Origin of the sequence: Pseudocnuella soli, assembly GCF_004347775.1 — a bacterium.
Taxonomy (GTDB): Bacteria; Bacteroidota; Bacteroidia; order Chitinophagales; family Chitinophagaceae; genus Flavisolibacter; species Flavisolibacter aquaticus.
Genome location: NZ_CP037755.1, coordinates 2,067,518 through 2,093,863 on the forward strand (window position 1 = coordinate 2,067,518; position 26,346 = coordinate 2,093,863).

General features: G+C 49.3%; 22 protein-coding genes and 1 riboswitch. Of the genes, 18 read left to right on the forward strand and 4 right to left on the reverse strand.

What is annotated here, in order from left to right:
* Position 1: 1 nt before the first annotated feature.
* The 7 genes from EPD17_RS08575 to EPD17_RS08605 all read left to right on the forward strand — a co-directional run bounded on the left by EPD17_RS08575 (position 2) and on the right by EPD17_RS08605 (position 10,764).
* Positions 2 to 1,561, forward strand: a complete 1,560-nt coding sequence (locus EPD17_RS08575; protein ID WP_204743376.1) for a SusD/RagB family nutrient-binding outer membrane lipoprotein — start codon at positions 2 to 4, stop codon at positions 1,559 to 1,561.
* A 261-nt stretch (positions 1,562 to 1,822) separates the two neighbouring features.
* Positions 1,823 to 3,565, forward strand: coding sequence for an IlvD/Edd family dehydratase (locus EPD17_RS08580; RefSeq protein ID WP_114235101.1), 1,743 nt, complete (start codon positions 1,823 to 1,825; stop codon positions 3,563 to 3,565).
* Between the two features lie 36 nt (positions 3,566 to 3,601).
* The gene (locus EPD17_RS08585) at positions 3,602 to 4,597 is read left to right on the forward strand and encodes an SMP-30/gluconolactonase/LRE family protein (RefSeq protein WP_132053430.1); all 996 of its coding nucleotides are present in this window, start codon (positions 3,602 to 3,604) and stop codon (positions 4,595 to 4,597) included.
* Positions 4,598 to 4,613: 16 nt separating this feature from the next.
* The gene (locus EPD17_RS08590; protein ID WP_132053432.1) at positions 4,614 to 5,441 is read left to right on the forward strand and encodes a fumarylacetoacetate hydrolase family protein; all 828 of its coding nucleotides are present in this window, start codon (positions 4,614 to 4,616) and stop codon (positions 5,439 to 5,441) included.
* Positions 5,442 to 5,648: 207 nt separating this feature from the next.
* The gene (locus EPD17_RS08595; protein ID WP_132053434.1) at positions 5,649 to 6,869 is read left to right on the forward strand and encodes an alpha/beta hydrolase-fold protein; all 1,221 of its coding nucleotides are present in this window, start codon (positions 5,649 to 5,651) and stop codon (positions 6,867 to 6,869) included.
* A 418-nt stretch (positions 6,870 to 7,287) separates the two neighbouring features.
* On the forward strand, positions 7,288 to 8,058 hold the full coding sequence (locus tag EPD17_RS08600) for a ThuA domain-containing protein (protein ID WP_132053436.1): 771 nt from the start codon (positions 7,288 to 7,290) through the stop codon (positions 8,056 to 8,058).
* A gap of 21 nt (positions 8,059 to 8,079) precedes the next feature.
* Entirely contained in the window at positions 8,080 to 10,764 is a 2,685-nt protein-coding gene (locus tag EPD17_RS08605) for a DUF7133 domain-containing protein (RefSeq protein WP_132053438.1), read from the forward strand.
* A gap of 261 nt (positions 10,765 to 11,025) precedes the next feature.
* Here the strand turns inward: EPD17_RS08605 and EPD17_RS08610 are convergent, their stop codons facing one another.
* The 4 genes from EPD17_RS08610 to EPD17_RS08625 are packed head-to-tail and all read right to left on the reverse strand — an operon-like array spanning position 11,026 to position 13,712.
* A complete protein-coding gene (locus tag EPD17_RS08610; RefSeq protein ID WP_132053440.1) occupies positions 11,026 to 11,304 on the reverse strand; it encodes a Trm112 family protein in 279 nt (92 codons plus the stop codon).
* Positions 11,285 to 11,941: a thiamine phosphate synthase gene (locus tag EPD17_RS08615; RefSeq protein ID WP_132053442.1), complete on the reverse strand. Its 657-nt coding sequence runs from the start codon at positions 11,939 to 11,941 to the stop codon at positions 11,285 to 11,287. Before EPD17_RS08615 ends, EPD17_RS08610 begins: the two co-directional genes overlap by 20 nt.
* Positions 11,942 to 11,946: 5 nt before the next feature.
* Positions 11,947 to 13,011 carry an AIR synthase-related protein gene (locus tag EPD17_RS08620; protein WP_132053444.1) on the reverse strand — a complete coding sequence of 355 codons (1,065 nt, stop codon included), beginning with the start codon at positions 13,009 to 13,011 and terminating at the stop codon, positions 11,947 to 11,949.
* Positions 13,011 to 13,712: a class I SAM-dependent methyltransferase gene (locus EPD17_RS08625; RefSeq protein ID WP_132053446.1), complete on the reverse strand. Its 702-nt coding sequence runs from the start codon at positions 13,710 to 13,712 to the stop codon at positions 13,011 to 13,013. The genes EPD17_RS08620 and EPD17_RS08625 overlap by 1 nt, the downstream gene beginning before the upstream one ends.
* 70 nt (positions 13,713 to 13,782) lie before the next feature.
* Positions 13,783 to 13,878, reverse strand: a riboswitch (TPP riboswitch).
* A 629-nt stretch (positions 13,879 to 14,507) separates the two neighbouring features.
* Here EPD17_RS08625 and EPD17_RS08630 point away from each other — a divergent pair.
* The 11 genes from EPD17_RS08630 to EPD17_RS08680 all read left to right on the forward strand — a co-directional run bounded on the left by EPD17_RS08630 (position 14,508) and on the right by EPD17_RS08680 (position 26,273).
* Positions 14,508 to 16,712 carry a sensor histidine kinase gene (locus EPD17_RS08630; protein WP_132053448.1) on the forward strand — a complete coding sequence of 735 codons (2,205 nt, stop codon included), beginning with the start codon at positions 14,508 to 14,510 and terminating at the stop codon, positions 16,710 to 16,712.
* A gap of 127 nt (positions 16,713 to 16,839) precedes the next feature.
* On the forward strand, positions 16,840 to 17,193 hold the full coding sequence (locus EPD17_RS08635; protein ID WP_132053450.1) for a hypothetical protein: 354 nt from the start codon (positions 16,840 to 16,842) through the stop codon (positions 17,191 to 17,193).
* 279 nt (positions 17,194 to 17,472) lie between these two features.
* Positions 17,473 to 18,150: a response regulator transcription factor gene (locus tag EPD17_RS08640; RefSeq protein WP_114235283.1), complete on the forward strand. Its 678-nt coding sequence runs from the start codon at positions 17,473 to 17,475 to the stop codon at positions 18,148 to 18,150.
* Positions 18,151 to 18,162: 12 nt separating this feature from the next.
* Complete coding sequence (locus EPD17_RS08645; RefSeq protein ID WP_132053452.1) at positions 18,163 to 19,572, forward strand: sensor histidine kinase; 1,410 nt, start codon at positions 18,163 to 18,165, stop codon at positions 19,570 to 19,572.
* A 123-nt stretch (positions 19,573 to 19,695) separates the two neighbouring features.
* Positions 19,696 to 20,181: a universal stress protein gene (locus EPD17_RS08650; RefSeq protein WP_132053454.1), complete on the forward strand. Its 486-nt coding sequence runs from the start codon at positions 19,696 to 19,698 to the stop codon at positions 20,179 to 20,181.
* A gap of 114 nt (positions 20,182 to 20,295) precedes the next feature.
* Positions 20,296 to 21,312 (forward strand): bestrophin family protein, encoded by a 1,017-nt coding sequence (locus tag EPD17_RS08655; RefSeq protein WP_132053456.1) that lies wholly within the window; start codon positions 20,296 to 20,298, stop codon positions 21,310 to 21,312.
* Positions 21,313 to 21,445: 133 nt separating this feature from the next.
* Positions 21,446 to 21,781 (forward strand): hypothetical protein, encoded by a 336-nt coding sequence (locus EPD17_RS08660; protein WP_132053458.1) that lies wholly within the window; start codon positions 21,446 to 21,448, stop codon positions 21,779 to 21,781.
* Between the two features lie 368 nt (positions 21,782 to 22,149).
* Entirely contained in the window at positions 22,150 to 22,722 is a 573-nt protein-coding gene (locus EPD17_RS08665; RefSeq protein WP_165929569.1) for a GNAT family N-acetyltransferase, read from the forward strand.
* A gap of 189 nt (positions 22,723 to 22,911) precedes the next feature.
* Complete coding sequence (locus tag EPD17_RS08670) at positions 22,912 to 23,307, forward strand: secondary thiamine-phosphate synthase enzyme YjbQ (RefSeq protein ID WP_240040779.1); 396 nt, start codon at positions 22,912 to 22,914, stop codon at positions 23,305 to 23,307.
* 100 nt (positions 23,308 to 23,407) lie between these two features.
* Positions 23,408 to 24,205, forward strand: coding sequence for an NAD(P)-dependent oxidoreductase (locus EPD17_RS08675; RefSeq protein WP_240040780.1), 798 nt, complete (start codon positions 23,408 to 23,410; stop codon positions 24,203 to 24,205).
* 808 nt (positions 24,206 to 25,013) lie between these two features.
* Entirely contained in the window at positions 25,014 to 26,273 is a 1,260-nt protein-coding gene (locus tag EPD17_RS08680; RefSeq protein WP_132053466.1) for a hypothetical protein, read from the forward strand.
* Positions 26,274 to 26,346: the final 73 nt, after the last annotated feature.

The following is a 26,346-nucleotide window of genomic DNA, read 5'->3' on the forward strand; positions in this document are numbered from 1 at the left end:
AATGATAACGACATTTAGAAAGCTGATTTTGATAGCGTCAGTACTGGCATTTGTTGGTTGCGATAAAGACTTCGAACAGATCAACACCAATCCTTACGGCATCAACGATATAGATCCGGCGCTCATTTTTGCCGGAGCACAACGCACCCAAGTTTCGGGTTGGGAAACCGAACACACCATTGTACAGCAATTTGTCAACCCGTTTAACTCCGGTGCCACACTGGGGCCTAACTTCAACGAAGACATCGATAACTTCAACAACGGTAAATGGGATGCATTGTATCCCGGTTCGTTGAAAAATATGGCGCAGGCCCTTGCCATGTTGGAAAACTCGAACCGCGTAAACCTACGCAGCATGATCCGCATTTGGCGGGCACAGGCTTTCATGGGTTTGGTAGATCAATACGGCGATGTGCCTTACACTGAGTCGGGCCAGGCATATCTGAAAACCATTTTCTATCCCAAGTATGATGATGATGCAGCCATTTACGCCGACCTCGAAAAAGAGCTGAAAGAATCCATTGCTGCTTTGAACCCTGCAGGCGATTATGTTCCGGAAGATTTGTTTTTTGGAAAAAACAGCCGCACACCTTCGGGCTCTGCAACCGTGCAAACCGAAAAATGGAAAAAAGTAGGCAACTCGCTGCTGCTGCGTTTGGGCATGCGTTATTCCAAACTCAACCCAACAAAGGCCGCTGCACTGGCAACCGAAGCCCTGAACGGTGGTGTGATGACCTCGAATGCAGACAATGTGTGGGTTACTTATGACGGTACTTTGTACACCAACCCATCGAACGGTGGACTGGTCAACAACAACCCGCGTTTTTATTATGCCGCGGAGCCTTTTGTAAACCAGTTGAAATCGACCAACGATCCAAGGGGTAAATTTTTGGTGGCAACCTACCAAAACCCGAACAACCCATTGGCCGACCAGGCGCCCAACACCAACATTGCCGACCAGTTTGGCGTGCCTGTTGGCGTCATCAGCACTGCACTGGAAGCAGCACCGTACCGTGGCCAGCGCAATGGCGGCCTCAATTATTCGCAAATGAACGTACGGGTGGTGGCTTCACAAACAGCACCTACATTTTGGATCACTTATTCACAAACCGCACTGTTGTTGGCCGAAGCAGCACACAGGGGCTGGATTCCGGGCGGCGATGCAGCAGCTAAGACTTATTACGACAATGCCATCAAAGCCGATATGGACCGCTATGCGCTGTATCCCGGTGGCGCTGCAGTACCGGAAGGAGATAAGCAAGCTTACCTGTCACATCCCAACGTGGAGTACCGGGCTGCCGATGCACTCCGCCAGATCAACACACAATACTGGATCACCAGCATTACCGATGGCAACGAAGCATGGGCCAATTTCCGCAGAACCGGCTTCCCCGCACTGGAACCCAACCGCGCCAACAACAACCTCAATGGTGGATTCATCCGCCGGTTATCGTACCCCGATTATGAGTTGTCGAACAACCGCGAAAACTACCAGGCCGCAGTACAGGCTATCGGCGGAAAAGACGATCTGACCACCCGGGTATTTTGGGATACACCATAACTGAATAAAAAATAAGCGGCATCTTTTTTTGCTCCACCAGTAAAAAAAGATGCCGCTTATTAAACATGCTGTGCAGCGATGAAGGAGATATGGAGCATTGTTAGGAAACAGCATGGGGCAGTTCGAAACCTTTTTCAAAAAATGATTGGTACATGCAAGTGCGCTGCGTATGGACAGCGCCAAATAAGTAGCGGCCGCCACCCATTGCAGTAGGCTTAGCAATTACCTTTGAAGACAATAAAAAAACGAACTGTTGCTCAAATGAAAAATACGACCGACCAGACCAGTGAGAACGAGGCATTGCGCAGTACCCAGTGGTTTGGAAAAAGCGATAAAATGGGTTTTGTGCACCGCTCCTGGCTGCGCAACCAAGGGTATCCCAGCGATTATTTTGATGGCCGCCCGGTAATTGGCATCTGCAACACCTGGAGCGACCTGACGCCATGCAACGGCCACCTGCGTGATTTTGCAGAAGTGGTAAAACGCGGCGTTATTGAAGCCGGCGGTTTCCCGTTGGAGTTCCCGGTTACTTCACTCGGCGAAACCATTATGCGCCCCACCACTATGTTGTTTCGCAACCTGGCTGCGATGGACACGGAAGAAACCATTCGTGCCAACCCGCTCGATGGTGTGGTGCTGCTTACCGGCTGCGATAAAACTACACCATCAACACTGATGGGTGCCTGCAGTGTAGACCTGCCCACATTGGTCATTCCCGGTGGGCCCATGCTCAACGGCCGTTTCAAAGGCGAGTGCCTTGGCAGCGGTTCGTTTAACTGGATTGTAAAAGAAAAAACACTCGTAGAAAGCTATACTGCCGAAGATATTTTGGAGGCAGAGATTGGCGTGGCCCGCAGTGCCGGCCATTGCATGACGATGGGCACCGCATCGACCATGGCCTGCATGGTAGAAGCGCTGGGTTTAACACTGCCCGGTGCAGCGGCAATACCGGCTGTTGATTCGCGCAAAAAAGTAATGGCGCAACTGTCGGGCAGGCGCATTGTGCAAATGGTAAAAGAAAACCTGAAGCTGTCGAAAGTGCTGACGCGGCAGGCTTTTGAAAACGCCATCGTGGTCAATGCGGCCATTGGCGGCTCCACCAATTTTGTCATTCACCTGCTGGCCATTGCCGGCCGCATCGGCATCGATCTCAAGCTCGAAGATTTTGATGCCATCGGCAGCAAAATTCCGCTGCTGGTAAACCTGAAGCCGTCGGGCAAATACCTGATGGAAGATTTTTATTACGCAGGTGGATTGCCGGTAGTGATCAACGAACTTAAAAAATACCTGCATACCGATGCCATCACCATCAATGGCAAAACCATTGGTGAAAACAACCACGAGCCCATCTGCTACAACCAGGATGTGATTGCCAAAATCGACAACCCGTTGCAGCAGGAGGCAGGCATCGCGGTATTGAAAGGAAACCTTTGTGCAAACGGCGCCATCATCAAGCCATCGGCAGCCGACAAAGGATTGATGCAGCACCGCGGCCGCGCCGTGGTGTTTGAAACCATTGAAGATTACCATGCCCGCATCGACGACCCGGCGCTGGACATTGATGAGACCTGCGTAATTGTTTTAAAAAACGTAGGTCCTGTAGGCTATCCCGGCATGCCCGAAGTGGGCAATGTGGACCTGCCCGAAAAACTGCTGCGCAAAGGCATCCGCGATATGATCCGCATTTCGGATGGCCGCATGAGCGGCACTGCTGCCGGCACCGTGGTGTTGCATGTATCGCCGGAATCGGCGGTGGGCGGCACCATTGCTTTTGTGCAGGATGGCGATATGATTGAACTGGATGTGGAAGGCCGCAGGCTGCACCTCGATATCACGGACGAAGAACTGGAGCGCCGCAGGGCAGCCTGGCAGCCGCCCGAGCCCATGGCCGTTCGGGGTTATGTAAAGCTCCACATCGATCATGTGCAGCAAGCACACCTGGGTGCCGATATGGACGTGCTCCGTGGCGGCTCCGGCAGCCAGGTGACACGGGATCTGCATTAAAAATTTGCCCCACCATATAAACCAAACTGTTTACTTATGAAGTCTATTTTTGCAGGATTGTTTTTTTTATCCACTGCCTGTGCGGCACAGGAAACCTACCCAACCATTGGCACCATTGAGGTTGAAGATGATGCGCTGAGCGCCATTGTTTCGAAAGACGCCAAGGCCGAGATCATTGCCACTGGTTTCAGGTGGAGCGAAGGCCCGCTGTGGGTTGAAAAGGGCGGCATGCTGCTTTTTTCGGATGTGCCTACCAACACCGTGTATAAATGGACGCCTGCAAAAGGAAAAGAAGTATACCTCAACCCATCGGGGTACACCGGCACCACTGAGCGGGGTGGCGAAATGGGCAGCAACGGCCTGATACTGGACCGCCAGGGCCGCCTTGTGCTGTGCCAGCACGGCGACCGCCGCTTGGCTCGCATGGATGCACCGCTCAACCAGCCGCAGGCAAAATTTGTGACCCTGGCCGATATGCAGGGTGGCAAGCGCATGAGCAGCCCCAACGATGCCTGCTACAGCAACAGCGGCGAGCTGTTTTTTACCGACCCGCCCTATGGCCTACCCGGCCGCGGCGATAATGACCCCACGAAAGAAACCAGCTGGAACGGTGTGTATAAAGTAAAAAAGAACGGCGACGTGGTATTGCTCATCGACAGCCTTACCAGGCCCAATGGCATTGCATTTTTCCCCGGCGAAAAAAAGCTGCTGGTTGCCAACAGCGACCCGCGCAAACCCAACTGGTATGTGTACGATGTGCAGGGCGATAAATTGGTGAACGGGAAAATATTTTACAGTGCCGCCGGCGCAGGCCGTGGCATGCCCGGCTTGCCCGATGGTTTGAAGATTGACAAAAAGGGCAACGTGTATGCAACCGGCCCGGGCGGTGTTTATTTTTTCAACAGCAGCGGTAAAAAACTGGGCATGCTGAAAGTGCCCGGCGCTACTTCGAACGTGGCGCTTTCGGCCGATGAAAAAACGATGTACGTAACCAACAGCAACCAGGTGCTGCGGGTGCAACTCAGAAAGTAATAACAAACCAACCGATATGAAATTGTACAGAACCAAGGCGGGTATTCTGATTGAACAGGATGACAAATCGTATTTAGTGCAGAATGAAGATTGGGACAGCTTTATCAACGACGACAACCTGTTGCAAAAGCTGCAGCAAATAACCGCAACGCAATCGCCTGCGGCAGATACATCGGCCAATGGCGTGCTGGCGCCGCTGCAAAGCCAGGAGCTGTGGGCTTGTGGCGTTACCTACCTGCGTAGCAAAGTGGGCCGCCAGGAAGAAAGCAAAGACGCCGGCGGCGGCGATTTTTATGCACGGGTGTACGAGGCCGAACGCCCCGAGGTGTTTTTTAAATCAACACCGCACCGCGTGGTGGGCCCGCATGGCAAAGTACGCATCCGTAAAGACTCGACCTGGGATGTGCCCGAACCGGAACTGACCCTGGTGGTAACATCATCGGGTAAAATTGTTGGCTACACCATTGGCAACGATATGAGCAGCCGCAGCATTGAAGGCGAAAACCCGCTGTACCTGCCGCAGGCAAAAACTTACGATGCCTGTGCCGCCGTGGGCCCCTGCATTTATGTAACCGATGCGCCGCTGGAAAAAACAACGCAGATCCACCTGGAAATAAACCGCGGTGGCCAGCAGCAATTCAAAGGCTCGATCGAGATCAGCCAGATGAAGCGGACGCCGGAGGAACTGGTTTCTTTTGTGTTTCGCGAAGCAAGCTTTCCGCATGGCTGCCTCATTATGACCGGCACCGGCATTGTGCCCGAAAATGATTTTACACTTAAAAGCGGCGACGAGATTAAAATATCCATCGACGGCATTGGCACGCTGGTAAATGAAGTAATGTAGGCTTTGCGCCTGCGCTGTTGCAAACATATGAAGCATAAAAAACGCTAAATATGCCATCGGCGCAGGCCGCCTTGCCCCAACTTCATGGCAGCAACAATGGGTGGGGGAAATCCAGCATTTTAAATTAAATATTCCCTTTTTCCGTGCCCCGCTGAAGACGATTGCAATAGCATTTGTATCAAGTCACCAAACTATAATCATGGCCATATGAGTTTCAAGTATTCCACTCTTTTGCTGGCTTCCTTTCTTACGGGCAGTGCCGGCTTTGCGCAAAGCGGGGCCGCTCCGCTGGAAGATTTCAAGCCTTCTTCTTTCAACCAGCCTTTCCAGGATTACCCACAGGTAAACTCCCAGGGCTATGCCCGTTTTCGTATTGTGGCACCACAGGCCGATAGTGTACGCGTTACGCTGGGCCTCGGCGGACAGGGCGGCACCCGGCTGACCAAAGGCCCGGATGGCGTTTTTACCGGCACCACTGCCGGCCCCATGGATGAAGGCTTTCACTACTACCACCTGATTGTGGATGGCGGCGTTTACAATGACCCCGGAACCGGCAACTTCTATGGTTCGCAACGTTGGGAAAGCGGCATTGAAATACCGGCCAAAGACCAGGATTTTTATGCGCTGAAAGATGTGCCGCATGGCCATGTACACCAGGTTTTGTTTCCATCAAAAAGCACCAAAACCTCACGGGTGGCTTATGTATACACCCCGCCTGGCTACGAAAAAGGAAATACCAAATACCCCGTTTTATACCTGCAGCACGGCTGGGGTGAGAACGAAACTTCATGGGGCATCCAAGGCAAAGCCAACCTGATCATGGACAATATGATTGCCGAAGGCCGAACAAAGCCATTCATTGTGGTAATGACCTATGGCATGACCAACACTGGTGGCCGTCCAGGTGGTCCGCCCCGTCCGGCTGCAGCCCCTGCTGGTGGTGCCGCGCCTGCTGCAGGTAGCGCTCCTGCTCCTGCCCGTCCGGCTACACCGGGTGGCGGCATGGCAGCCATGATCGCCAACAACGGTTTCCAGGAGGTTTTGGTCGACGAGTTGATCCCTTACGTGGATGCACACTTCCGTACCATTGCCAACCGCAACGGTCGTGCAATGGCCGGTCTTTCGATGGGTGCTGCGGAAACCAAATATATTACGCTCAACAAACCCGATGTATTTGGATACTGGGGTTTATTCAGTGGAGGCAACTATACACCGGAAGATCTGCAAGGCAAAACAAAGCCGAATTTGATTTACATCACTTACGGCAGTAAGGAAACCCGCGGTGCCGAAGCGCTGCCAAAAGTGGAAGCTGATTTGAAAGCAGCTGGCTATAAAGTAGGCACTTATGTGTCTCCGGGTACCGCACACGAGTTTCAAACTTGGCGCCGCAGCCTGTACCAGATGGCGCCTTTGTTGTTTAAAAATTAAGCCTCGTTACAGGTGCGTCTCATTTGTCAAAAAAATGCATGCCCTGTAATAGCAGCAACATAAAAAGACAGCAGGCAAATCATCGTCAAAAATGGTTTGCCTGCTCTTTTCTGTTATAGAAGTCTGTAAGAACGTAGCCATTTTTAGCAGATAATTTGAACGAAAATGCGACGCGTCTATTTTAATGCTGCATCAATTGTGGAGAAAGCGTTAGGCCGGTAAATGATTAATAAGAGTTGCATTTAACTAAAAGCTTTTGCTTGCGACACTATTAGATGCGTTGACTGTTCTTTCCTTTTTCTGCTAAAAAATGTGTTTACTTAAAATTGATTCTGCTTTGTGATAAAATACTTGCCGCCACCAATTAAATAATTGCTGCGGCCAGTTTTTTAAATACCCAACAAAACATGCTTGTGTTATGAAAAAAAGCCAATTGTGGTGTTTGCTCTTGGTGTTGGTAGCTGCCTCGGTAACCTTGACCAGCTATGCGCCCAAACAAAAAAAGATTCTGGTGTTCAGTAAAACCGTAGGCTTCCGCCACGGCTCTTCCATCGAGTGGGGTAAAAAGCAAATCTTGGCGATGGGACAAGCCAATAAGTTTGGCGTGGATACCACCGAAAGCGCCGATGTATTTACCCCCGACAACCTGAAACAATATGCAGCCGTGGTGTTCCTGTGCACCACCGGAAATGTGCTCAACGAGGAGCAGCAAAAAGCATTTGAACAATACATTCAAAAGGGCGGCGGCTACCTCGGCCTGCATTCCTCGGCCGATACCGAGCACGACTGGCCCTGGTTTGGCGGCCTCAACGGTGCTTATTTTAAAAACCATCCCCGCCCGCAGGAAGCGGTGTTCAATGTGCTGGTGAACAACCACCCCGCCACGGCGCACCTGCCCAAAGTTTGGAAGCGCTGGGATGAGCTGTATAATTTTAAATGGATTGGCACCGACCTGAAAGTGCTCATCACCATCGATGAAAACAGCTACACCGGCGGCCAGAACGGCGAAGATCACCCCATGGCGTGGTACCACGAATATGATGGCGGCCGCGCTTTTTATACCGCACTGGGCCACGACAACCGGTCGTGGGAAGACCCGATGTACCAGCAACATGTGTTGGGCGCCATTCAATACGCAATGGGCGCCAAGGCCGAAGTGAAAACCAAAAACGCTGCGGCCATCAAGTAACTGATCCCTTACAAATTGCTCATGAAAAAGATTTTCTCGATTGCAGGCCTGGCTCTTTTTTGCCTCACCATTTACAATTGCAACCCGCCCAAAAATTCGGTGCAGGGTAAGCCGGGCACTCCTTACCCTTCGCGGCTGTTCGATTCCATTCCCACAGCCGAATACCTCAGCCCGGAAGAAAGTTTAAAATCGTTCAACCTGCCACCGGGTTACCGGCTGGAGCTGGTGGCCAGCGAGCCGATGATTAAAGAACCGGTGGCCGTGGCATGGGATGGCAATGCCCGCATGTACGTGGCCGAAATGCTGACCTACATGCAGGACGCCGATGCTACCGGCGAACAAAAACCGGTCAGCCGCGTATCACTGCTGGAGGATACCGACAACGATGGCAAGATGGACAAAAGCACCGTGTTTATCGACAGCCTGTTGTTGCCCCGCATGATCCTATGCGTGAACAACGAGTTGCTGGTAAACGAAACCAACACCATCACCATCAAAGCCTATAAGGATACCGATGGCGATGGCAAGGCAGACCAAAAGCGAACCGTTTATGAGAATGCTGCTTATCGTTCGCTGGATGCCAACATGGAGCACCAGCGCAGCGGCCTCGACTGGAACCTCGATAACTTTATTTACCTCACTTACGATCCGGTTCGGTTTAAATACAAGAACGGCATGCTGCACGCCGACTCGATTCCCTCGGGGCCGGGTGGGCAGTGGGGTGTAACCCACGATAACTACGGCCGGCTGTTCCTCTCCAGCGCAGGTGGTGAAAATCCATTGGTGCGGGTGCAAATGAACCCATCCTACGGCGCACTGGATTTGCCCGACCAGGTGAGCAAGGAATTCCAGGAAGTGTACCCCATCATTGCCACGCCGGATGTGCAGGGCGGCCTGATGCGCCTGCGTGCCGACAGTACGTTGAACCATTTTACCGGCGCTTGCGGACAGTCGATTTACCGCGGCGATGCTTTGCCGCAGGACATGGCGGGCGATTATATTGTGTGTGAGCCCGTGGCCCGCATCATTCGGCGTGCAAAAGTGATCAACCTGCGGGGCAAGATAACGGTGCAAAATGCATACTACCGCCAGGAGTTTATTGCCTCTACCGATATGAACTTCCGCCCGGTAAACTCCTACACTGGTCCTGATGGCAACCTATACATTGTAGACATGCACCGCGGTATCATTCAGCAGGGCAACTGGACCCGTCCCGGTTCTTTTTTACGTAAAAAAATTGAAGCAAGGGGCTTGCAGAAAAACGTTGGCCACGGCCGCATTTACCGCCTCGTGTACGACGGATTTAAGCAACCTGCCAAGCCCAATATGCTGAACGAGTCGTCGGCAAAACTGGTTACTTACCTCGATCATAAAAACGGCTGGTGGCGCGACAATGCACAAAAGCAATTGATTGTTTTGGGCGACAAATCGGTGGTGCCTACCCTGAAAGCCATCATGCGTGGCGAGCAGGGTTCGCTGGCTACTAAGCCTTCGCACCTGGCCCGCCTGCATGCGCTGTGGACGCTTGAAGGATTGGACGCCGTAGATAAAGAAATTGTGTATACTGCATTGAAAGACGAGCACCCACAACTACGCAAAGCGGCTGTGATTATTGGTGAACGCTACCTGAAAATGGGCGATGGTGAAATGGCGGCCAACCTTGCTGCGATGAAGAACGATCCGTCGCATGACGTGCGGCTGCAACTGTATCTTTCTTTTTACAGCACCAAGCCTGCAAATGCCGCAACCGTTGCCGACGAGTTGCTGGCTACCAACAAAAGCAACGACATTTTTGCTGCGGCGCAAAAATCAATGGACCGCAATACCGACATCAAAACCTATGGTGCACGGCTGGCCAATGTGCCCGCCGAGGAACGCAAATTGATCCTGGCCGGCTCCAGCATTTTTACCGGTTTGTGTGTAACCTGTCATGGCCCCGGTGGAAAAGGCCTGGCCGCTGCCGGTAGCAATTCATTGGCTGCGCCGCCGCTGCCCGAATCGAAACGCATCAATGGCGATAAAGCCAACCTGGTGAAGATTGTATTGCATGGTTTGCAGGGCCCGATTGATGGCAAAGAATATCCTTCGGTGATGCCGCCGCTGGGCGAAAATTCCGACGACTGGGTAGCATCGGTAGTAAACTATGTGCGTTATGAATTTGGCAATGTAACCCGCCGTTTCCGCCGTCCCGGCGATACTACTTCGCCGTATGTTACGCCGGCCGAAGTAGCTGCCATCAGGGCGCAGTATAAATCAAGAACGGCGTTGTGGACACTTGCCGAATTGGAGAACAGTACCGCTGCTGCTACAACAACCGCTGCTACTGAAAACAAGCCCGCTGCTGTGCAAACAGCCAACACCAGCAGCAAGGCATCGGTAAAGCCAGCTGTTGCTGTGAGCAGTGCCAAGCCCGTGGCCAAGGCACCTGCCCAGCAAAAAAAGGTAACCTACGCCGAGGTGGCGCCGCTGCTGCAAAAGAATACCTGCTTGGCATGCCACCACCCGCAAAACAAACTGGTGGGCCCTGCTTACGCTGATGTGGCGAAAAAGAAATACTCCGTGGCCCGCATGGTGGAGTTGATGCAAAAGCCCAACCCCAAAAACTGGCCCGACTATGCTACGCCCATGCCGCCGATGGCGCATGTGCCCAAAGCTGAATTGACCAAAATTGCGGAGTGGATCAAAACGCTGGAAGGAGCGAAGTAGATTATGTAACTATGTTTCCAGCATATCATTAAAAAGGCCCCACAAGTGGGGCCTTTTTAATGCAGTTAATCTCTTATCTAATGACACTGCCAGGTTGTTTCTTTGAACTCTAGAGTTGTCATGCCGAACTCGTTTCGGCATCTCCAGATACTGTGGTAAACACTGTTAGATAAAGGGAATGCCGAAACGAGTTCGGCATGACACGTACTTTTTAACTAGATGCCTTCTTTTAGTAGTGGACTACTCTTTCATAAAACAGTATTACTCCTTGGCATCCTGCAACAAGCGAAACCCTTCAAAATGCTGCGCTGGTAAATGCTGGCTCCAACGTTGCAGGAGCGGTGTTTCCAATTGCGGTTCGCGGTATTCGTCGGGGCTCATAATGGGCACGCCATAGGCAATAGGGTAGTACCGTTTGCAATGCGTGCAGGTAAGCATGCCTTCAATAATATGCTCGTGTTGGTCTTTTACAAAAACCTGTACTGCTAAATCATGTTTATCAAATGGGCAGCAAAGTTTGTTAATGAGTGATGCCTTCATGTGTATGTAATTCTTTTAGTTGTGTGGTAAAATATGCGGCTGCTTTTTTAGGATCTTCGGCGTGCAGGATGGCCGAAATAAGTGCCACGCCATTGAAGCCGGTACCGGCCAACAGCGACAGGTTGTTTGCCGTAATGCCGCCGGCCAGGAAAATGGGCAGCCCTGTTATGGCCCTTGCTTGCAGCACCGTTTCTTGCTGCACAATTTCGCAGGCACCGGCTGATGCCGAAGGAAACATGGAGCAAAACGAAACATAATCGCAGCCATTGTTATTGGCCCAATGGATGCGAGTAAGATCATTGCCGCAGGTGATGCCCATGATAAATGGCCGTTGTATTGTTTGACGTATTTCATTAAGGTCATTGGGCAATGCATCAAAATGAACGCCGTCCAGTGCCGTTGTGTGCAACAATTCCCACGCATCATTAATGAGCACCGGTATGTTGGATGCATGCGCAACAGCACAAATGGCATTGACCACAGCCTGTTTATCTTGTGCTTCATTCCAATGATTCCATACCTGCACTACCGATACGCCACCTTCAATGGCGGCTTTTATTTTAGCCAGCAAAACATCCAACTGCAGCCCCGGATCTACCACCAGATATAGTCCACCATCGATCTTCCTTTTGGTCATGTTCTTTATTTTAACCCCTGCACAAAAGCTTCATAAAAAGCCTTCCAATAGGGGTCGGTGCCCGGATGAATGAGCGGTGTTTTAATGTTATTCTTCATGATGTGTATGCCTTCTGCAAGTGGCGTGAAATGCCCGACTGCAGTGGCTTTGATGCCTTTGGCTCGCAATGCATCAATTACCGATGCTGCCGCGTCTTTTTTTGCAGCAATGATCATGGAACCAGCACCAATGCAATAATGCGGGTCAATGCCAAATGCAGCGCAAACCAGTTGCTGCGCATCACCAGTAGGTAAGATTGTTTTATCAACTACAGCACCGCAGTTTGCAGCCAAAGCCATTTCGTAAATAGCGCCGAGTATGCCACCTTCGGTTACATCGTGCATGGCGGTAACAGCTTTGTGTTGCGCTGTATTTAATGACGCCGCTGCAAATGCTGCGGGCAAAGCGCTGGTTTGTTCAAACAATTCGGCAGCTGCCTGTTGCACGTCGGTGCCGCATTTGTTGGCCACTGTTTGCGGAAAGCTGCGGGCCAATATCGATGTGGCTATCAGTGCAGCCTCTTTGGTGACAATGATCACATCGCCGGCAGCGGCGCCTTTGCTGGTCAGCATTTCGCCCTGCGGCGCCATAGCAATCATAGTGCCGCCACCTGCCACCGTTGCATGCATACCTTCAAAGCGGCCGGTATGTCCGCCTGTAATGGCGGTGCCCATTTCGGCGCAATACTGGTGTATGTATTTCCAATATTCGGCAAAGTCGGCGGCCGATAATGATGGCGGCAAATTGAGCACAAACTGTGCATACATCGGCGCCTTGCCTGTGGTGGCCATATCATTTGCCATCAGGCAAACCGACAACCATCCCGATTCCCGCAAACCCAGTGTGGGTATGAGCGACAGCGGATCGCTGGTGAGTGCCATTTCATAACCATTAGGCAGTTGAATGATGGAAACATCCACGCCAAACTGCGGCGGCGTAGTTATTTCGGGCCGCTGGCTGCCGCAAAAAGGAAAGATGGTTTCCTTAAATAACTCATCGCCGATTTTGCCGCTTTCCGGAAACTGCTGCATTATGGAATCAGTTTTACATACATGCCAAAGAAATCGCCGTAAGGCACGCTCCATTGTTGTACCGGGAACCATTTGGGCAGGCCGGTGCAGGTCCACTCGATGGAGTAATTGCGGGCTTTTAGAGCTTCGTCAATTTTTTGCACCAGTGTTTGCGGCGAATAAAATGTAGCCGTAACGTAAAATGGATTTTTGCCAAATGCCTGTTGCACCCTGCGGCGCACCAGCTTGGGTGAGTTGCGGTTCATCATGCCAAACACAATACCATGGCGGCCTACACGGGCAGCCTCGCGGATCACCTGCACGGGATCGCGGTAATATTCGAATGTGGTGATGAATGCAACGGCGTCGAAGCTGTGGTCTTTGAACGGCATGAAATGTGAATCGGCCAGCACCAGGTCGCCTTTGAATAAGTGCACGCCCTGCCCCAGCATAAACGGCGACAGGTCGCCACCGGTGGCCTCAATGCCGATGTCTTTCCACCAACGGGTAAACCGCGTGGTGCCGCAGCCAAACTCGAGCAATTCTTTTACACGGGTGTCTTTTTTTACCAGGTCGCCGATCACTTTTTTCTGCCAGATCTCAGCCCGCTTGTAGCGGCCTTCGTACCATTGTTCGTAGGTGTCGGTGTGTTCGCGGTTGAAGAACCATTCTTTGCGGCCCTGCCAGTTGGTGAGCTCTTTTGTAACGAGTTCAAATCCCATCATCGTTGGTTTAAAAAATAAAAGCAGCATTTCCATGCGTAGAAAATGCTGCTTTCACCCGGCTATAAACCAAGGAAGTCATTGCATTTCCTACGCTGGTATTACCCAGATCAGGTACACGGGTACAATCTCAGTCTCCTTGCAGGAAACGCCCCGATGCAACTAGTGGGACAAATGTAGGGAAGAATAAGTTTTTGGGGAGGATTCGATTTGCGCTAGCTGAATATTTATGCTTTTCGGCGATGTAAAGGCTAACAGCGTTGTATCAGTTTTGTGAGTTATACTTTTACTCTTTTACTCCTGCAAAAAACTAATCCCGCAGGCCCGAAATCAAATGACTGCCCCATTTCGGGATAACGCCTTGATTTGGCTTTGGCGCTACTGTGACGAAGCGCTGTGGATCATTTTGCAGAATTAAACATCAAACCTATTGCTTGTTTGTGTACAACGATTGAATTGATCATTCCATGTGTACCTTCTCAATATCTTTTTAATACATCGGCGTTGCTTTGGTGAAAAGTGTGCACAGCGTTCGCAGACATTTTTACTTTTTCATAAATGGCAAACTAGTTGCTTGCAACAGTAGCATAGCTCGCTTTGAAAGTAGGGCGGTGCGCATAGGTAAAAAGCACACTTGTATCATCGGGCTGCATTGGGCGAACACAGTAGGGTGTAGCCATAGCTGTCTGCCCAGTTGTTGCAAAGCGACGATCGGTGTTGGCATGCGCCGCATCAAAAGCGGTTATTTATGGCTGCGGGTATATATTTGCCACTCACATCAATTTGATAACCAGGTTGTCCGAGTTAAAACCAAAAAGCAACTTCAATCAAACCATCACCAGAACTACCTTGCTGGGCGGCTTGTTTGTGTGCTCCGTTGTCATTACGCTGGTGGCCTGGTACATCTCTTACAGCACACTTAAGGAACGCACTGCCGACCGTTTTGACTACACCATCGGCAACATTCAGTCGGCCATACAGGAACGCATGGCCGCATACAAACAGGTGTTGCGCAGTGCCGTTGGTTTTTATTATGCTGCAGATACCATCACCCGGGCCGAGTGGAGTCGCTATGTGCAAACGCTGCAGTTGGAAAAAGCTTATCCCGGCATCCAGGGCGTAGGTTTCACCATTAGATTATCGCCGGACGAAGTACCTGAGTTCACCCAAAAAGTAAGGGCCGAAGGCTACCCTATGTTCCGTGTTTGGCCCGAGCATGCAAGGGAAGAATATCATTCCATCCTTTACCTGGCGCCTTTTACCGGCCGCAACCTGCGGGCATTTGGGTACGATATGTTTACCGAGCAGCACCGGCGGGCTGCCATGGAGCGGGCCCGCGATAGCGGTGACCCTGCAGCATCACAAATGGTGACACTGGTGCAGGAAATTGGCAGTGATGTACAAAAGGGCTGCCTTATTTATTTGCCCGTTTACCGGCCTAAAATGAGCCTGGCTACTGTAGCCGACCGCCGTGCTGCATTGAAAGGTTTTGTGTACAGCCCTTTTCGGATAAACGACCTGATGCGGGGCATTTTAGGTTCGGTGGATACGCCGGTTGAATTTGAAATGTATGATGGCCGCAACACCGATACCTCCAACCTGTTTTATACCAGCCACAAGTATAATGCGCAAAAAAGCAGTGCTGCATTTTCAACTTCGCGGTATGTAACAGTGGGCGGAAACGAATGGACGGTGGTATTTACATCCAGGCCGAATTTTGTTTCCCGCTACGAGCTTCGTTTGCCCAATATTATTGCCATTGCCGGCATCATCGTCAATGTTTTGCTGTTGTTCATCCTGATGCGCCTGAGTGCACTGAGCAAAAAGAACCGTGTTTTAGCCGAACAATATAAAGCCGAAAAAGACCGCTACGAGATCGTTTCGCTGAGCACCAACGACATTATCTGGGAGTGGGATATTGTGGCCAACACGGTAACCTGCAACAAAAACTTTGAAGTGGTGCTCGGTTATCCGTTGCCCGATGAACCTTTTTCGTTTGCCTCCTGGATTAGTTACGTGCACCCCGAAGACCGCGATGGCGTTGCCACTGAAATGCAGACATTTATTAAAGGCGATCAGAAGTTTTGGTCGGGTGAATACCGCTTGCAAAAAAAGGACGGTACTGCCATTTATATCCTTGATCGTGGCCGCCTGATTTTTGATGCTGCGGGCAAACCCGCCAGCATGGTGGGTTCCATGATCAACATCACCGAACGTAAGATGGCAGAAGATGCGCAGCGGCGTTTTAATGAAGAACTGGAACAAACGGTGCTGGCCCGAACCCTCGAATTGCAACGATCAAACGAAGACCTGGAGCGGTTTGCGCATGTGGCCAGCCACGATCTGAAAGAACCGGTGCGCAAAATGCGTACAGGTATCGACCTGGTTAAAATAAGGTACCAAAATGTATTGGGCGATGGCGTAGCGCTGATCGATAGGTTGGCAAAATCTGCATCGCGGCTTAACCAAATGATCGAAAGTATTCTTGCTTATTCTACGGTAAAATTTGAAGCACAAAATGCCGAAGCCGTCGACCTGAACGAAGTGCTGCATCATGTAACCGACGACCTGGAACTGGTGATCTCGGAAAAAGATGCGCAGGTAAACGTGCACCCGCTGCCCATTATTGAAGGCAGCCCGGTGCTGTTGCACCAGTTGTTTTACAACCTGGTGAACAATGCCCTTAAGTTCACAAGAGCAGGAGTGAAACCGGTGGTCACCATCGAATCGAAGCCGTTGCACGGCAGCGAGCAGGATTGGGTGGAAATACACCTCTCCGATAACGGGATTGGTTTCAATGAAGAAGAAGCTGCAAAAATCTTCCACAGCTTTGTGCGGCTGCACCCAAAAGATCTGTTTGAAGGCACGGGCTTAGGGTTGGCATTGTGCAAACGCGTTGTGGAGCGCCACGGTGGCACCATTACCGCTACGGGCCGACCCGGCCACGGGGCCACTTTTATCCTTACTTTTCCCGTAAACCAGCACCAGGGGCTTATTTGAGGCTGTTGCATTTTGGAAACAATTTGTTAATTGCGCGGGGAAATTTCCATTGGCACAATGCAATTGCATGATTTCTGTTTAGATAAATCCGGAACATATTTTTTGACTGGATCTAAACACAATTCATATGAAAACACGAAAGCTAATAATGGCCGCCTCGTTTCTTTTAATAGGCTCTGGTTTGTACGCACAAACGGCCGCCACACAAAACGATGCAACGCCCAATACCGTTGTGCCAACAGTGACCAAAGGTTATTACTCCATTGGTAACAATGCCACTAAAATGCGGAGCAAATCTGCTGTGGCAGTAAAAACCAGCGACACCTACCCAACGGTGCAAAAAGGTTATTACTCGATTGGTAACAACAACCGTAAGTTGCAAAAACAAATAGTTGTTAATACAAATGCCACGAGTTTTGTACCATTCGTATCGAAAGGATACTACTCTATTGGCCGCAACAACGAAAAGTTGAAGCAATAGCAAAGATTTTGTCGTATTATAAAAAGGCGGCAACTGTTTTCGGTTGCTGCCTTTTCTTTTTTAAGAACACATTGGGTAGCGGAGGCAAACTGAACGCACCAAATCTTGGCGCAGCCCCCTAATTTTGAACGGATGGCCTTTTGATGCTGGCAATTGCGCTGCATTTTTTGTAGATCAATGCAGCAACCAGCACAAATGCTTGAATCGTGCAAGTGGCGGCCATCAACCGGTACAGCCAACGTTTTCAAATTTGCTTTGTTGCATATGAATACTGAAACCATGAAGATTCTGCTGATAGAAGACGAGCCGCAGGTAGCCAGCCTCATCAACCGGGGCCTTTCAGAAAAAGGCTACAGTGTATCTGTGGCACCGGATGGCACCATGGGGCACAATATGGCGCTGCAATTTGATTTTGATGTGTTGATCCTCGACATTATGCTGCCCGGCACCAACGGCATGGAAGTGTGCCGGCAGTTGCGCATGGCCAAAGTAAATACGCCCATTTTGTTTTTGACCGCATTGGGCACCACCGAAAATATTGTGGCCGGCCTCAATGCCGGCGGCGACGATTACCTGGTAAAACCGTTCAAGTTTGATGAACTGGAAGCAAGGCTAAAATCGCTGGTGCGGCGCAGGGCGCTTACCGTGGTGGACGATGAAGAAGAACAACAACTCGACACGCTTGTGGTGGATTTTAAAACAAAACTGGTGAGCCGCGATGGTAACCCGGTAGTGTTAACTTCAACGGAATTTCGCCTACTCGAGTTTTTTATCCGCAATAAAAACCGCGTGGTATCGCGGATGGAAATACTGGAAAAAGTTTGGGGCATTGGCTTCAACATGGGCACCAATGTGGTGGATGTGTATGTAAACTACCTGCGCAAAAAACTGGGCGACCACAACGAGAAAAGGCTGATTCAAACCATAGTAGGCATGGGTTATATGCTGAAAGCTTAATGCTGCCATTATATGAAGATCCAAACGAAGACCACCATACTGTTCACCATTCTTACCGCTACCATCTTTCTTATTTTAAGTGTGACGGTATACTTGGTGGTGGACTCATTTGCCCACCGCGATTTTGACAAAAGGGTAGAGCTAAGGGCCCGCATATCAGCCAAGTTCCGGTTCGAGCAGGATCATCTTTCCACGCAGGCCTTTCAGGCCATTCAGCGGCAATATTTAGAGAAACTACCTGAAGAAAAAGCAGTGATATTAAAGCTGGATGCTAAAGGCCGGCTCACACCTGCACCACCCAAAGATTTACCGCAATCATTTTTACAACAGATCATCAATGCCGGCGGCAACACGGTGTTTTACGAAAAAGATTTCCGGCATTTTGCGGGCCTTGTGTACAACGATGAGTCGGGGCGCTACCTTGTGATTAAATCGGCCACCAACCGCTATGGCAGCCAAATGATGGCGCGGCTGCGTACGCTTAAGATCATCCAGTTCTGCATTGCAGTGCTGCTCATTTTTAGCGTCGGTCTTATTTTTTCCCGCAAAACATTTCAGCCCATCCGCGATATTATAAACCGGGTAAAACAAATAAGCCAGGGCAACCTGCATCTGCGCTTAACAGCCCGCAAAGGTGGCGATGAAATAGCCGAACTCACCAGCACATTTAACCAGATGCTGAACCGGCTGGAAACAGCATTTGAAGCACAGAATAACTTTATCAGCAACGCGTCACACGAGTTGCGTACGCCGCTTACCAACATCATTGGCGAGGCGGATTATGCGCTTTCAAAAGAGCGAACGCCTGAAGCATACCGCTACAGCCTGCAGCAAATAGTGCAGCAAGCCGAAAAGCTGCAAACCATTTCGAAAGGCTTGCTGGCGCTGGCACAAACGGGTTTTGATGGGCGGGCACAATCGTGGCAAACGGTACGGGTGGACCAATTGCTGTTTGATGTAAAAGAAGATTGCAGCGCTATTTTTCCCGATGCACAAATACAGATCATGCTCGATGAATTGCCTGCCGATGAAGCGGGATTGAGCATTTCGGGCAATTACAATTTGCTGAAAACTGCGGTGAATAATATTGTGCTGAATGCTTGTAAATATTCACGCAACCAACCCGTGCACCTGCACCTGCAGGTGGCCAGCGGCATAGTGGCCATAACGGTGCAGGATAAGGGCATTGGCATTCCCAACGAGGAATTAAAATACATCTACGATCCGTTTTTCCGAGCTTCCAACACCAAGGATTTTGAAGGCTATGGCATCGGTATGCCGCTGGCCAATAATATTATTCAACTGCACAAAGGCTCCATTGAAATTCATTCTAAAGAAGGCGCAGGCACTAAGGTAATTGTCCGTTTTCCGCTGTGTGCAACAAATGCAAAACCCGAATTGGCGATGCATGAACAATCTTAAGAAAGATTAGAGGGTGCCCATTTTTTTAATCGATTTTTTAAAAAATTCTAATCCTTTTCTTATCCTCCTCTTAGGTGTTACTAAGACCAGTATGCAAGTTTTGTGGTACTAAATTTTACAGTTATGACCAACATTTTAGTACCAACTGATTTTACTGCATACTCATTGATGATGGCCGAGCAAGCAATGAAAAACGGCAACTATGAAAAGTGCAACATCGTGCTGTTTCATGCATTCCAGCCGCCTGTGTCGCCGCTCGATATGCTGGGTGCAGGCCACCGCGATCCCTCGTGTGAACTGATGTCGGAGCCATTTCGCCAGGCATGCAAGCAACTGAAGGATAGCCATGGATCGCGCATCAATAAAATCGTTGTGCGCTGCATGACCGGCAGCACCCGTTCGGTGTTCCGCAACTTTGTTGAAGCCAACGATATCGACCTTATTTACTGCCCCGAAGACTACTACTTCAAACCGGTGCACGACCGCAGCGTTGACCCACAATTCCTGTTTAAAAAATGCGGCGTTCCGGTGCTCAAATCTGGTGTGCGGAAAACAGAGCCTGTGTACGAGCAGCCGTTTATGCCTTCTTTCCCGATGGCTGCACAATAGCTGCCCGCACCAACTGGGATGGGTCCGGTCTCCCACAAAATTTTCAACCAGATTATCATGCCGTCCGCGTGGAGCCGGGCTTGTCTCCAGCATCACCCTTTAAATGACAAGATTATGTTGCTAAAGAAAAATATTCCCTTCAAGTATGTGTTTGGGAAAATAAAATTTGAGGTTATTGTCATTACTATTTACGCCATTCTTGTGAGTGTAATGTACCATACGTTTCAGCTACACCATATTTCCATACCGGTGTCGATACCTGCTATATTAGGTACGGTCATTTCCCTGTTGCTTGGTTTCAGAAGCAATCAGGCGTACGACCGCTGGTGGGAAGCCCGGCATATCTGGGGCGCCATTGTAAACGACTCCCGTACGGTGGCGCGGCAGATCACTTCATTCATGCCGGTGGAGGAAGAGTCGGGCATGGTGCAAGCGTTTACCGGCCGTTTTATCCGTAGGCAAATTGCTTGGTGCTATAGCCTGGGCCGCCACTTGCGTGGACAGGATCCGTTGAAAAGAGTGGAGCATTATCTGACGCAGGATGAATACCAATTGATGAAGCAAATGGATAATGTGCCTGCGGCGTTGCTCGACCGAATGGGCAAAGATCTGCAACTGGCATTGGAAGAAGGCTGGCTCAACCGCTTTCAGCAAGTGGAGCTGGATCGTACACTTTCGAGGCTTACCGATCATATGGGTAAATGCGAACGGATCAAGAATACCGTGTTCCCAAGCACCTACAGTTTGTACATACATGTGTCGCTGATGTTGTTCATTGCACTGCTTCCTTTTGGCGTAATTGAGTACCTGGGTGTGTTGGAAGTGCCGCTGGTGGTGGCGGTTTCGGCCTGCTTTTTGCTAATCGAGAAAATGGGCATCCACCTGCAGGATCCCTTCGAAAATAAACCTACGGACACGCCTATGACCACCATTGCAGCAAACATTGAAAAAAACCTGCAGCAGATCTATCACCTGAGTATACAGCCCGTTAAGCATCAGCCTTTTAGCATGCGCAATGGTCATCATGTGGGCGATAAGTTGCCATTGAAAGCGCATCCAGTGGTGCCTGAAGAAGACGAATGCGATGTTCGTTACCAACACAAAGACGGCCTGAAGTATTACCTGCTGTAAGCGCCAACGGCCGTCAGCAGGATTTGTTCACGCTTTTTTTCGGAATGATTTTATTGGTAAAAAAGTAGCGGCGATTAGCGCCTTTTTACTGACAATGCTTGCCAGCATTTTGTGGTGACAACAAAAGGGAAATATGCAAAAAATTATCAGCGAAGAAACATATTGGCATCGCTTTGTTTACCTCAAAGCGGACCTCACCGATGAAGTGGAGCAAGCACTATCCGGTTTTATCTCCACCCGTAATCTGGAACAGCGGGTGTTTTTAAAATCAAAAGCTGCCGCCAGCATTCACCGGTACGAAACCATTTTATTACACGGCGAACACGATGCACTGACGCCTGTGCTGGTTGTTGAAATCAGCGGCAATCATTGGCAAAGCTTCATGCAATTGCTGCTGCATTTTTCCGATCGTTTTCCGCCGGGCCTGTGCCGGCAGGATGCGCCATCGAGCTTTCTTAATTTGAATTGATGGACAAATCGGCTTTTACTTAAAAGTAAAAGCTTGTGTGTTGATTGCAACTTATCGATTGAAAAATTTACCTTGTTTTGTCCGGTGCACTAAAGTGTGCTTGCATAATTTTTTTATGTAAAAATGCATTGAAGTGATATGTGGCGCTTCAATCCATTTTGATTTTACCAACAAGTGATGTTTATTTTTCTATGTACATGATGTTGTCGTTTATTCGTACATCGATCATCATGTAGTTGGGATCAATGCCGGCGCCGTGCGGCTTTCGGGGCACGTTTATCTATGTTACTTGTTTGCCGGGGCGGATGAAATTATTATTTCACCGTTGTCCATTCCTCAAGTGGCCTGAATGCGCTAATTTCCATCCCATGCTTGCGCCAAATTTCAGCCCTTTTCCATTGGTCAAAACAGAGAGATTATTGCTGCGCCAATTCACACTGGCCGATGCAGCAGGCGTGCATCAGTTGCGCTCCGACGATTCTGTAATGCAATTCATCAACCGGCCACTGACCCAAACCATTGGGGATGCGGAAGCATGGATCCGACTCATTCTAGATGCTTTGCAAAAAGGCGATGGCATTACCTGGTGTATGTGTTTAAAAGATGATCCTGCTACACATGTAGGCAGTATTGGCCTGTGGCGGATTGAAAAGGAAAATTACCGCGCAGAGATCGGGTATATGATTCAGCCCCGGCTGCAGGGAAAGGGGTATATGTACGAGGCTTTGCAAGCCGTGGTGCATTACGGATTTACTGAGATGCGACTGCATTCTGTTGAGGCCCGGATCGATCCGGGCAATGTTGCTTCTGCGGCGCTATTGCATAAATCCGGGTTTGTACAAGAGGCGCATTTTAAGGAAAATTATTACAACAGGGGGCGCTTTGCGGATACAGCGGTTTATTCAAAACTGGCGCCGAATGATGTGCAAGCAAATGAATAATAAATGTTCAACTGGATGTCGCTAAGTTGTAGGTGATTATTGATGGATTGTATTAAATCCATGCTGCGGTACACCGGTTTAATCGGTGTATTTTTGTTTGCATCTATAAGTTTCAATAGTCTTTCATAGTGTTGGTAGATTCATCATTGATCAACTTTACTTATGGTTTTGTTTCAGCAAACATTAAGATTGCCTGAGTATCGGAGGGGTTTTCATTTGATTACGAACGAAGTAGTCCGGGCAGTGCCGCAATTACGGGAGATGGGCGCCGGCATGTGCCAGGTATTTATACAGCATACATCGGCATCACTCACCATCAACGAAAATGCCGACCCGACAGTGCGACAGGATTTTGAAATGTTTTTCAATAAAACCGTTCGCGAAAACGACCCGGATTATGCACACGACTATGAGGGATCTGATGATATGCCGGCACACCTGAAGTCATCGCTGCTGGGCAGTTCGGTGTTAATCCCGGTACGCAATGGCCGTCTTGCATTGGGCACTTGGCAAGGCATTTATCTATGCGAACACCGCAATCAGGGCGGCAGCAGGTCGCTGGTGGTTACTGTTTGGGGTGCATAAACCGGTATCTTTTAATTCATCAATTTTACAAGCAAAATATTCAGCAATGGTCAAGGCATTTTTAGGCATGGGTTTACTGGGTTCCAATTTTGTGAGAGCCATGCGCAAGAGGAACGAGGAAGTGCAGGTGTGGAACCGAACAGCATCGAAAGCGCAGGAGTTGGAAAGCGTTGGTGCAAAATCGTTTGCCGATGTACAGGACGCTGTGCATGGTGCAGAGATCATTCATGTGACTTTGAAGGATGATGCATCGGTGGATGAAGTGCTGCAGGCAGCCAGTGCTGGTTTTGCACCAAATGCAATGATCGTGGACCACACCACTACATCAAAAGAAGGCGCCATCCGGCGCACCGCATATTGGAAAGATCGCGGATTTATTTACCAGCATGCACCTGTTTTTATGGGGCCGGCCAATGCACTGGAAGGCACAGGCTATATGTTGTTATCGGGTGATGAAGCAGTGTTGGCACAACTCACGCCAATACTTGCACCCATGACCGGAAAAATAATACACCTGGGTGCTGAAGTGGGAAAGGCCGCGGCAATGAAGCTGGTAGGCAATGCATTTTTGGTTTGTTACACGTTCAGCCTCCGCGAAACGCTGGCCATCAGCAAGGCCTTAGGCACTTCGGCAGATGACTTACTGGGCTTGTTAGAACAATGGAATCCCGGGGTGCAGTTTGTGGCCCGCATGGGCCGGCTCACAGCTGCCGATCACAACGAGCCATCATGGGAGCTTGCTATGGCCCGAAAAGACACACAGCTGTTCCTAAATGCTGCGCAGAACAACGAAATAAGTCTTGCTTTGCTGCCGTCCATTGCCGGTGTGATGGATCGGTGGATCGAGCAGGGTTTTGGCAGCCATGACTGGACGGTGGTGGGGAGTGATGTAGTTTGAGGGCATGTTTATAATTGAGGTCTATTAGCCACTTGTGGTTTGTAGGAACCATAGCCCCGGAAGGTTATTAATAACGCTCAATTGCTCATCAATAATGCACAACTTGTTTTTGCGCATTATTGATGAGCAATTGCTTTAAATGGTAATATCGCAACCGACCTTACCCGTTACACGGCGGGTGTTCTTGTGCTAGCTCAATGTTCCCTTTGAAAAATAATAATAGAACCCGCCTGCAAATTTTTAGCAGCGGAGCGATTTTGCTGTAGGTATTCTGGTATGAGTGCCGATGGCTAGACTATGCTGCTTTTGCCGGTGACCGGTATGGTAAGCGAGTCATAACTTTAGAAATGCACATTGCTCAGAAGAGCTTGTTTGCTTATAACAAATCGAGTATGTATAAAAATTTCTAATAAATATATACTTGCTTCAATATAATAATTTATTAATATTGCTATTGTGAAAACGAATTGACGCGGTAAATAACAACCAATCCTAACCGAAACCCTCTTAAACCTCCATTCCACGAAAAGCCGCATTTATATTTTGTTCTTGCTATAAGCATTTATCTAACGATACATCTGCATACTGAAAGTAGGCCAGCATTCGATACTTGCATCTGATCAGTCTTTTGCAACACGAAGTCATATGCTCGGAACCTAAGCCAGTACGGGGATTGTCAACAAAGATTTGTAAGCCAACGCCGAAATGGTTTTGGTCTAAAATACCTATCTGCACGTTTGAAAACTATCGGTTAATCCGCACCGTTTAGACGCATTGATCACCAACAGGCTGTATAAACGACTGCAACATGACCCACCAAAACCTTAACACGCTGAAAGATGAGGTCGAAACCGTGCTTGGGCGAAAAATCCTGACGGCATCCGACTGTACCGAACTAAGCAATGACATTTTTCGTAAAACCAACAACCAACTTAGTTTAAACACATTACGCAGGTTTTTCAACCTGATGGAAAGTAAATACAGCCCCTCTCTTTTTACACTTGATTTGCTTTCCAAGTATTGTGGGTTCAATACGTTTTCTGAGTTTAATGACAGAAAGCAAAGCCTTAACCACACCAGTGACCAACATGCATCGGCATTGCTCAATTTCCTGACGATGTTGTTTCGTGATGTTGATGTAAAAGGGCTGGATGATCTTACCTATTGCAACCTCATTCGGGAAGTGCTTAAAAATCTGCAACAGTGGCCCCATGTGATCGATCCGTTTCAATCGCAAATCGCTAAAACCCGCAACGGACAGCTCTTTTACTACGAACAGTTTGTAAACATTGATAAACTGAACAGTTATTTTGGCGATGGGCTTCGATACTATCTGCTTGAAAATAAAACTGCTGACGGCCAGGTACATGGGCATGCACTGCTTTGTTTGCGCGATTGGCTGACTGGGAATGCAGCGGGTGTAGGATTTCATGCTGCAGCGGTTGCTGTTCATCATCCCCACCAGTTGCACAACATGTTCAATTATGGCCGGTACTTCGCAGCGCAGCTTTTTCAATCCGACATTTTAGGATGCGACGTTTATAGGGTAACGGAGCAAACAAGGGAGTTCTATAACGACTTCCGTCGCCGCTGTGATGTACAGCAGAGTTTTCCTTGTTTTGAATATGTGATTGCAGAAACGTTGGTACTGATTGGTCAATTTGAAGAAGCAAATTTTTATATCAATGAGGCCATAAAAAAACGCAACAACCATATACCGCCTCATGTTGATCTGCGTATGTTGGAATCAATATACCTGTTTCATGCTGTTGCTATGGCTAATCTTGGTAAAACGCAGCGTTCAAAAGATATTTTGGAAACCATCGATGTAAAGAATCTTTCTTTCATGTCGCGGCGGCTTCATTCAATTTTATACCTCATTCAAAAGCTACAGTTTCATAGTTCTGCAACGCTGGAGCGACAGCTGGCTTATTTAGTTTCACAAACCGGATTTATACAATTAGTGAAAGCGTTGCCCGAAGTTGCAAGGATTCAAAGCGAAATAGATGTAGCACAAGTTGTGGGCAAAAATGGGCAGGATAATATCGAGGCTGTCGGCTACTTTTAAGTAGTTAACAACCAAAGCTAACTTGTCGGGACATATGCCTTACTGATTGGCAAATTTAGGTTTAAAGCTAACT

Coding starts and splice junctions, on each gene's coding strand:
- EPD17_RS08575 (WP_204743376.1), top strand. CDS start 2: ATGATAACGACATTTAGAAAGCTGATTTTGATAGCGTCAGTACTGGCA.
- EPD17_RS08580 (WP_114235101.1), top strand. CDS start 1,823: ATGAAAAATACGACCGACCAGACCAGTGAGAACGAGGCATTGCGCAGT.
- EPD17_RS08585 (WP_132053430.1), top strand. CDS start 3,602: ATGAAGTCTATTTTTGCAGGATTGTTTTTTTTATCCACTGCCTGTGCG.
- EPD17_RS08590 (WP_132053432.1), top strand. CDS start 4,614: ATGAAATTGTACAGAACCAAGGCGGGTATTCTGATTGAACAGGATGAC.
- EPD17_RS08595 (WP_132053434.1), top strand. CDS start 5,649: ATGAGTTTCAAGTATTCCACTCTTTTGCTGGCTTCCTTTCTTACGGGC.
- EPD17_RS08600 (WP_132053436.1), top strand. CDS start 7,288: ATGAAAAAAAGCCAATTGTGGTGTTTGCTCTTGGTGTTGGTAGCTGCC.
- EPD17_RS08605 (WP_132053438.1), top strand. CDS start 8,080: ATGAAAAAGATTTTCTCGATTGCAGGCCTGGCTCTTTTTTGCCTCACC.
- EPD17_RS08610 (WP_132053440.1), bottom strand. CDS start 11,304: ATGAAGGCATCACTCATTAACAAACTTTGCTGCCCATTTGATAAACAT.
- EPD17_RS08615 (WP_132053442.1), bottom strand. CDS start 11,941: ATGACCAAAAGGAAGATCGATGGTGGACTATATCTGGTGGTAGATCCG.
- EPD17_RS08620 (WP_132053444.1), bottom strand. CDS start 13,011: ATGCAGCAGTTTCCGGAAAGCGGCAAAATCGGCGATGAGTTATTTAAG.
- EPD17_RS08625 (WP_132053446.1), bottom strand. CDS start 13,712: ATGGGATTTGAACTCGTTACAAAAGAGCTCACCAACTGGCAGGGCCGC.
- EPD17_RS08635 (WP_132053450.1), top strand. CDS start 16,840: ATGAAAACACGAAAGCTAATAATGGCCGCCTCGTTTCTTTTAATAGGC.
- EPD17_RS08640 (WP_114235283.1), top strand. CDS start 17,473: ATGAAGATTCTGCTGATAGAAGACGAGCCGCAGGTAGCCAGCCTCATC.
- EPD17_RS08645 (WP_132053452.1), top strand. CDS start 18,163: ATGAAGATCCAAACGAAGACCACCATACTGTTCACCATTCTTACCGCT.
- EPD17_RS08650 (WP_132053454.1), top strand. CDS start 19,696: ATGACCAACATTTTAGTACCAACTGATTTTACTGCATACTCATTGATG.
- EPD17_RS08655 (WP_132053456.1), top strand. CDS start 20,296: ATGTTGCTAAAGAAAAATATTCCCTTCAAGTATGTGTTTGGGAAAATA.
- EPD17_RS08660 (WP_132053458.1), top strand. CDS start 21,446: ATGCAAAAAATTATCAGCGAAGAAACATATTGGCATCGCTTTGTTTAC.
- EPD17_RS08665 (WP_165929569.1), top strand. CDS start 22,150: ATGCTTGCGCCAAATTTCAGCCCTTTTCCATTGGTCAAAACAGAGAGA.
- EPD17_RS08675 (WP_240040780.1), top strand. CDS start 23,408: ATGCGCAAGAGGAACGAGGAAGTGCAGGTGTGGAACCGAACAGCATCG.
- EPD17_RS08680 (WP_132053466.1), top strand. CDS start 25,014: ATGACCCACCAAAACCTTAACACGCTGAAAGATGAGGTCGAAACCGTG.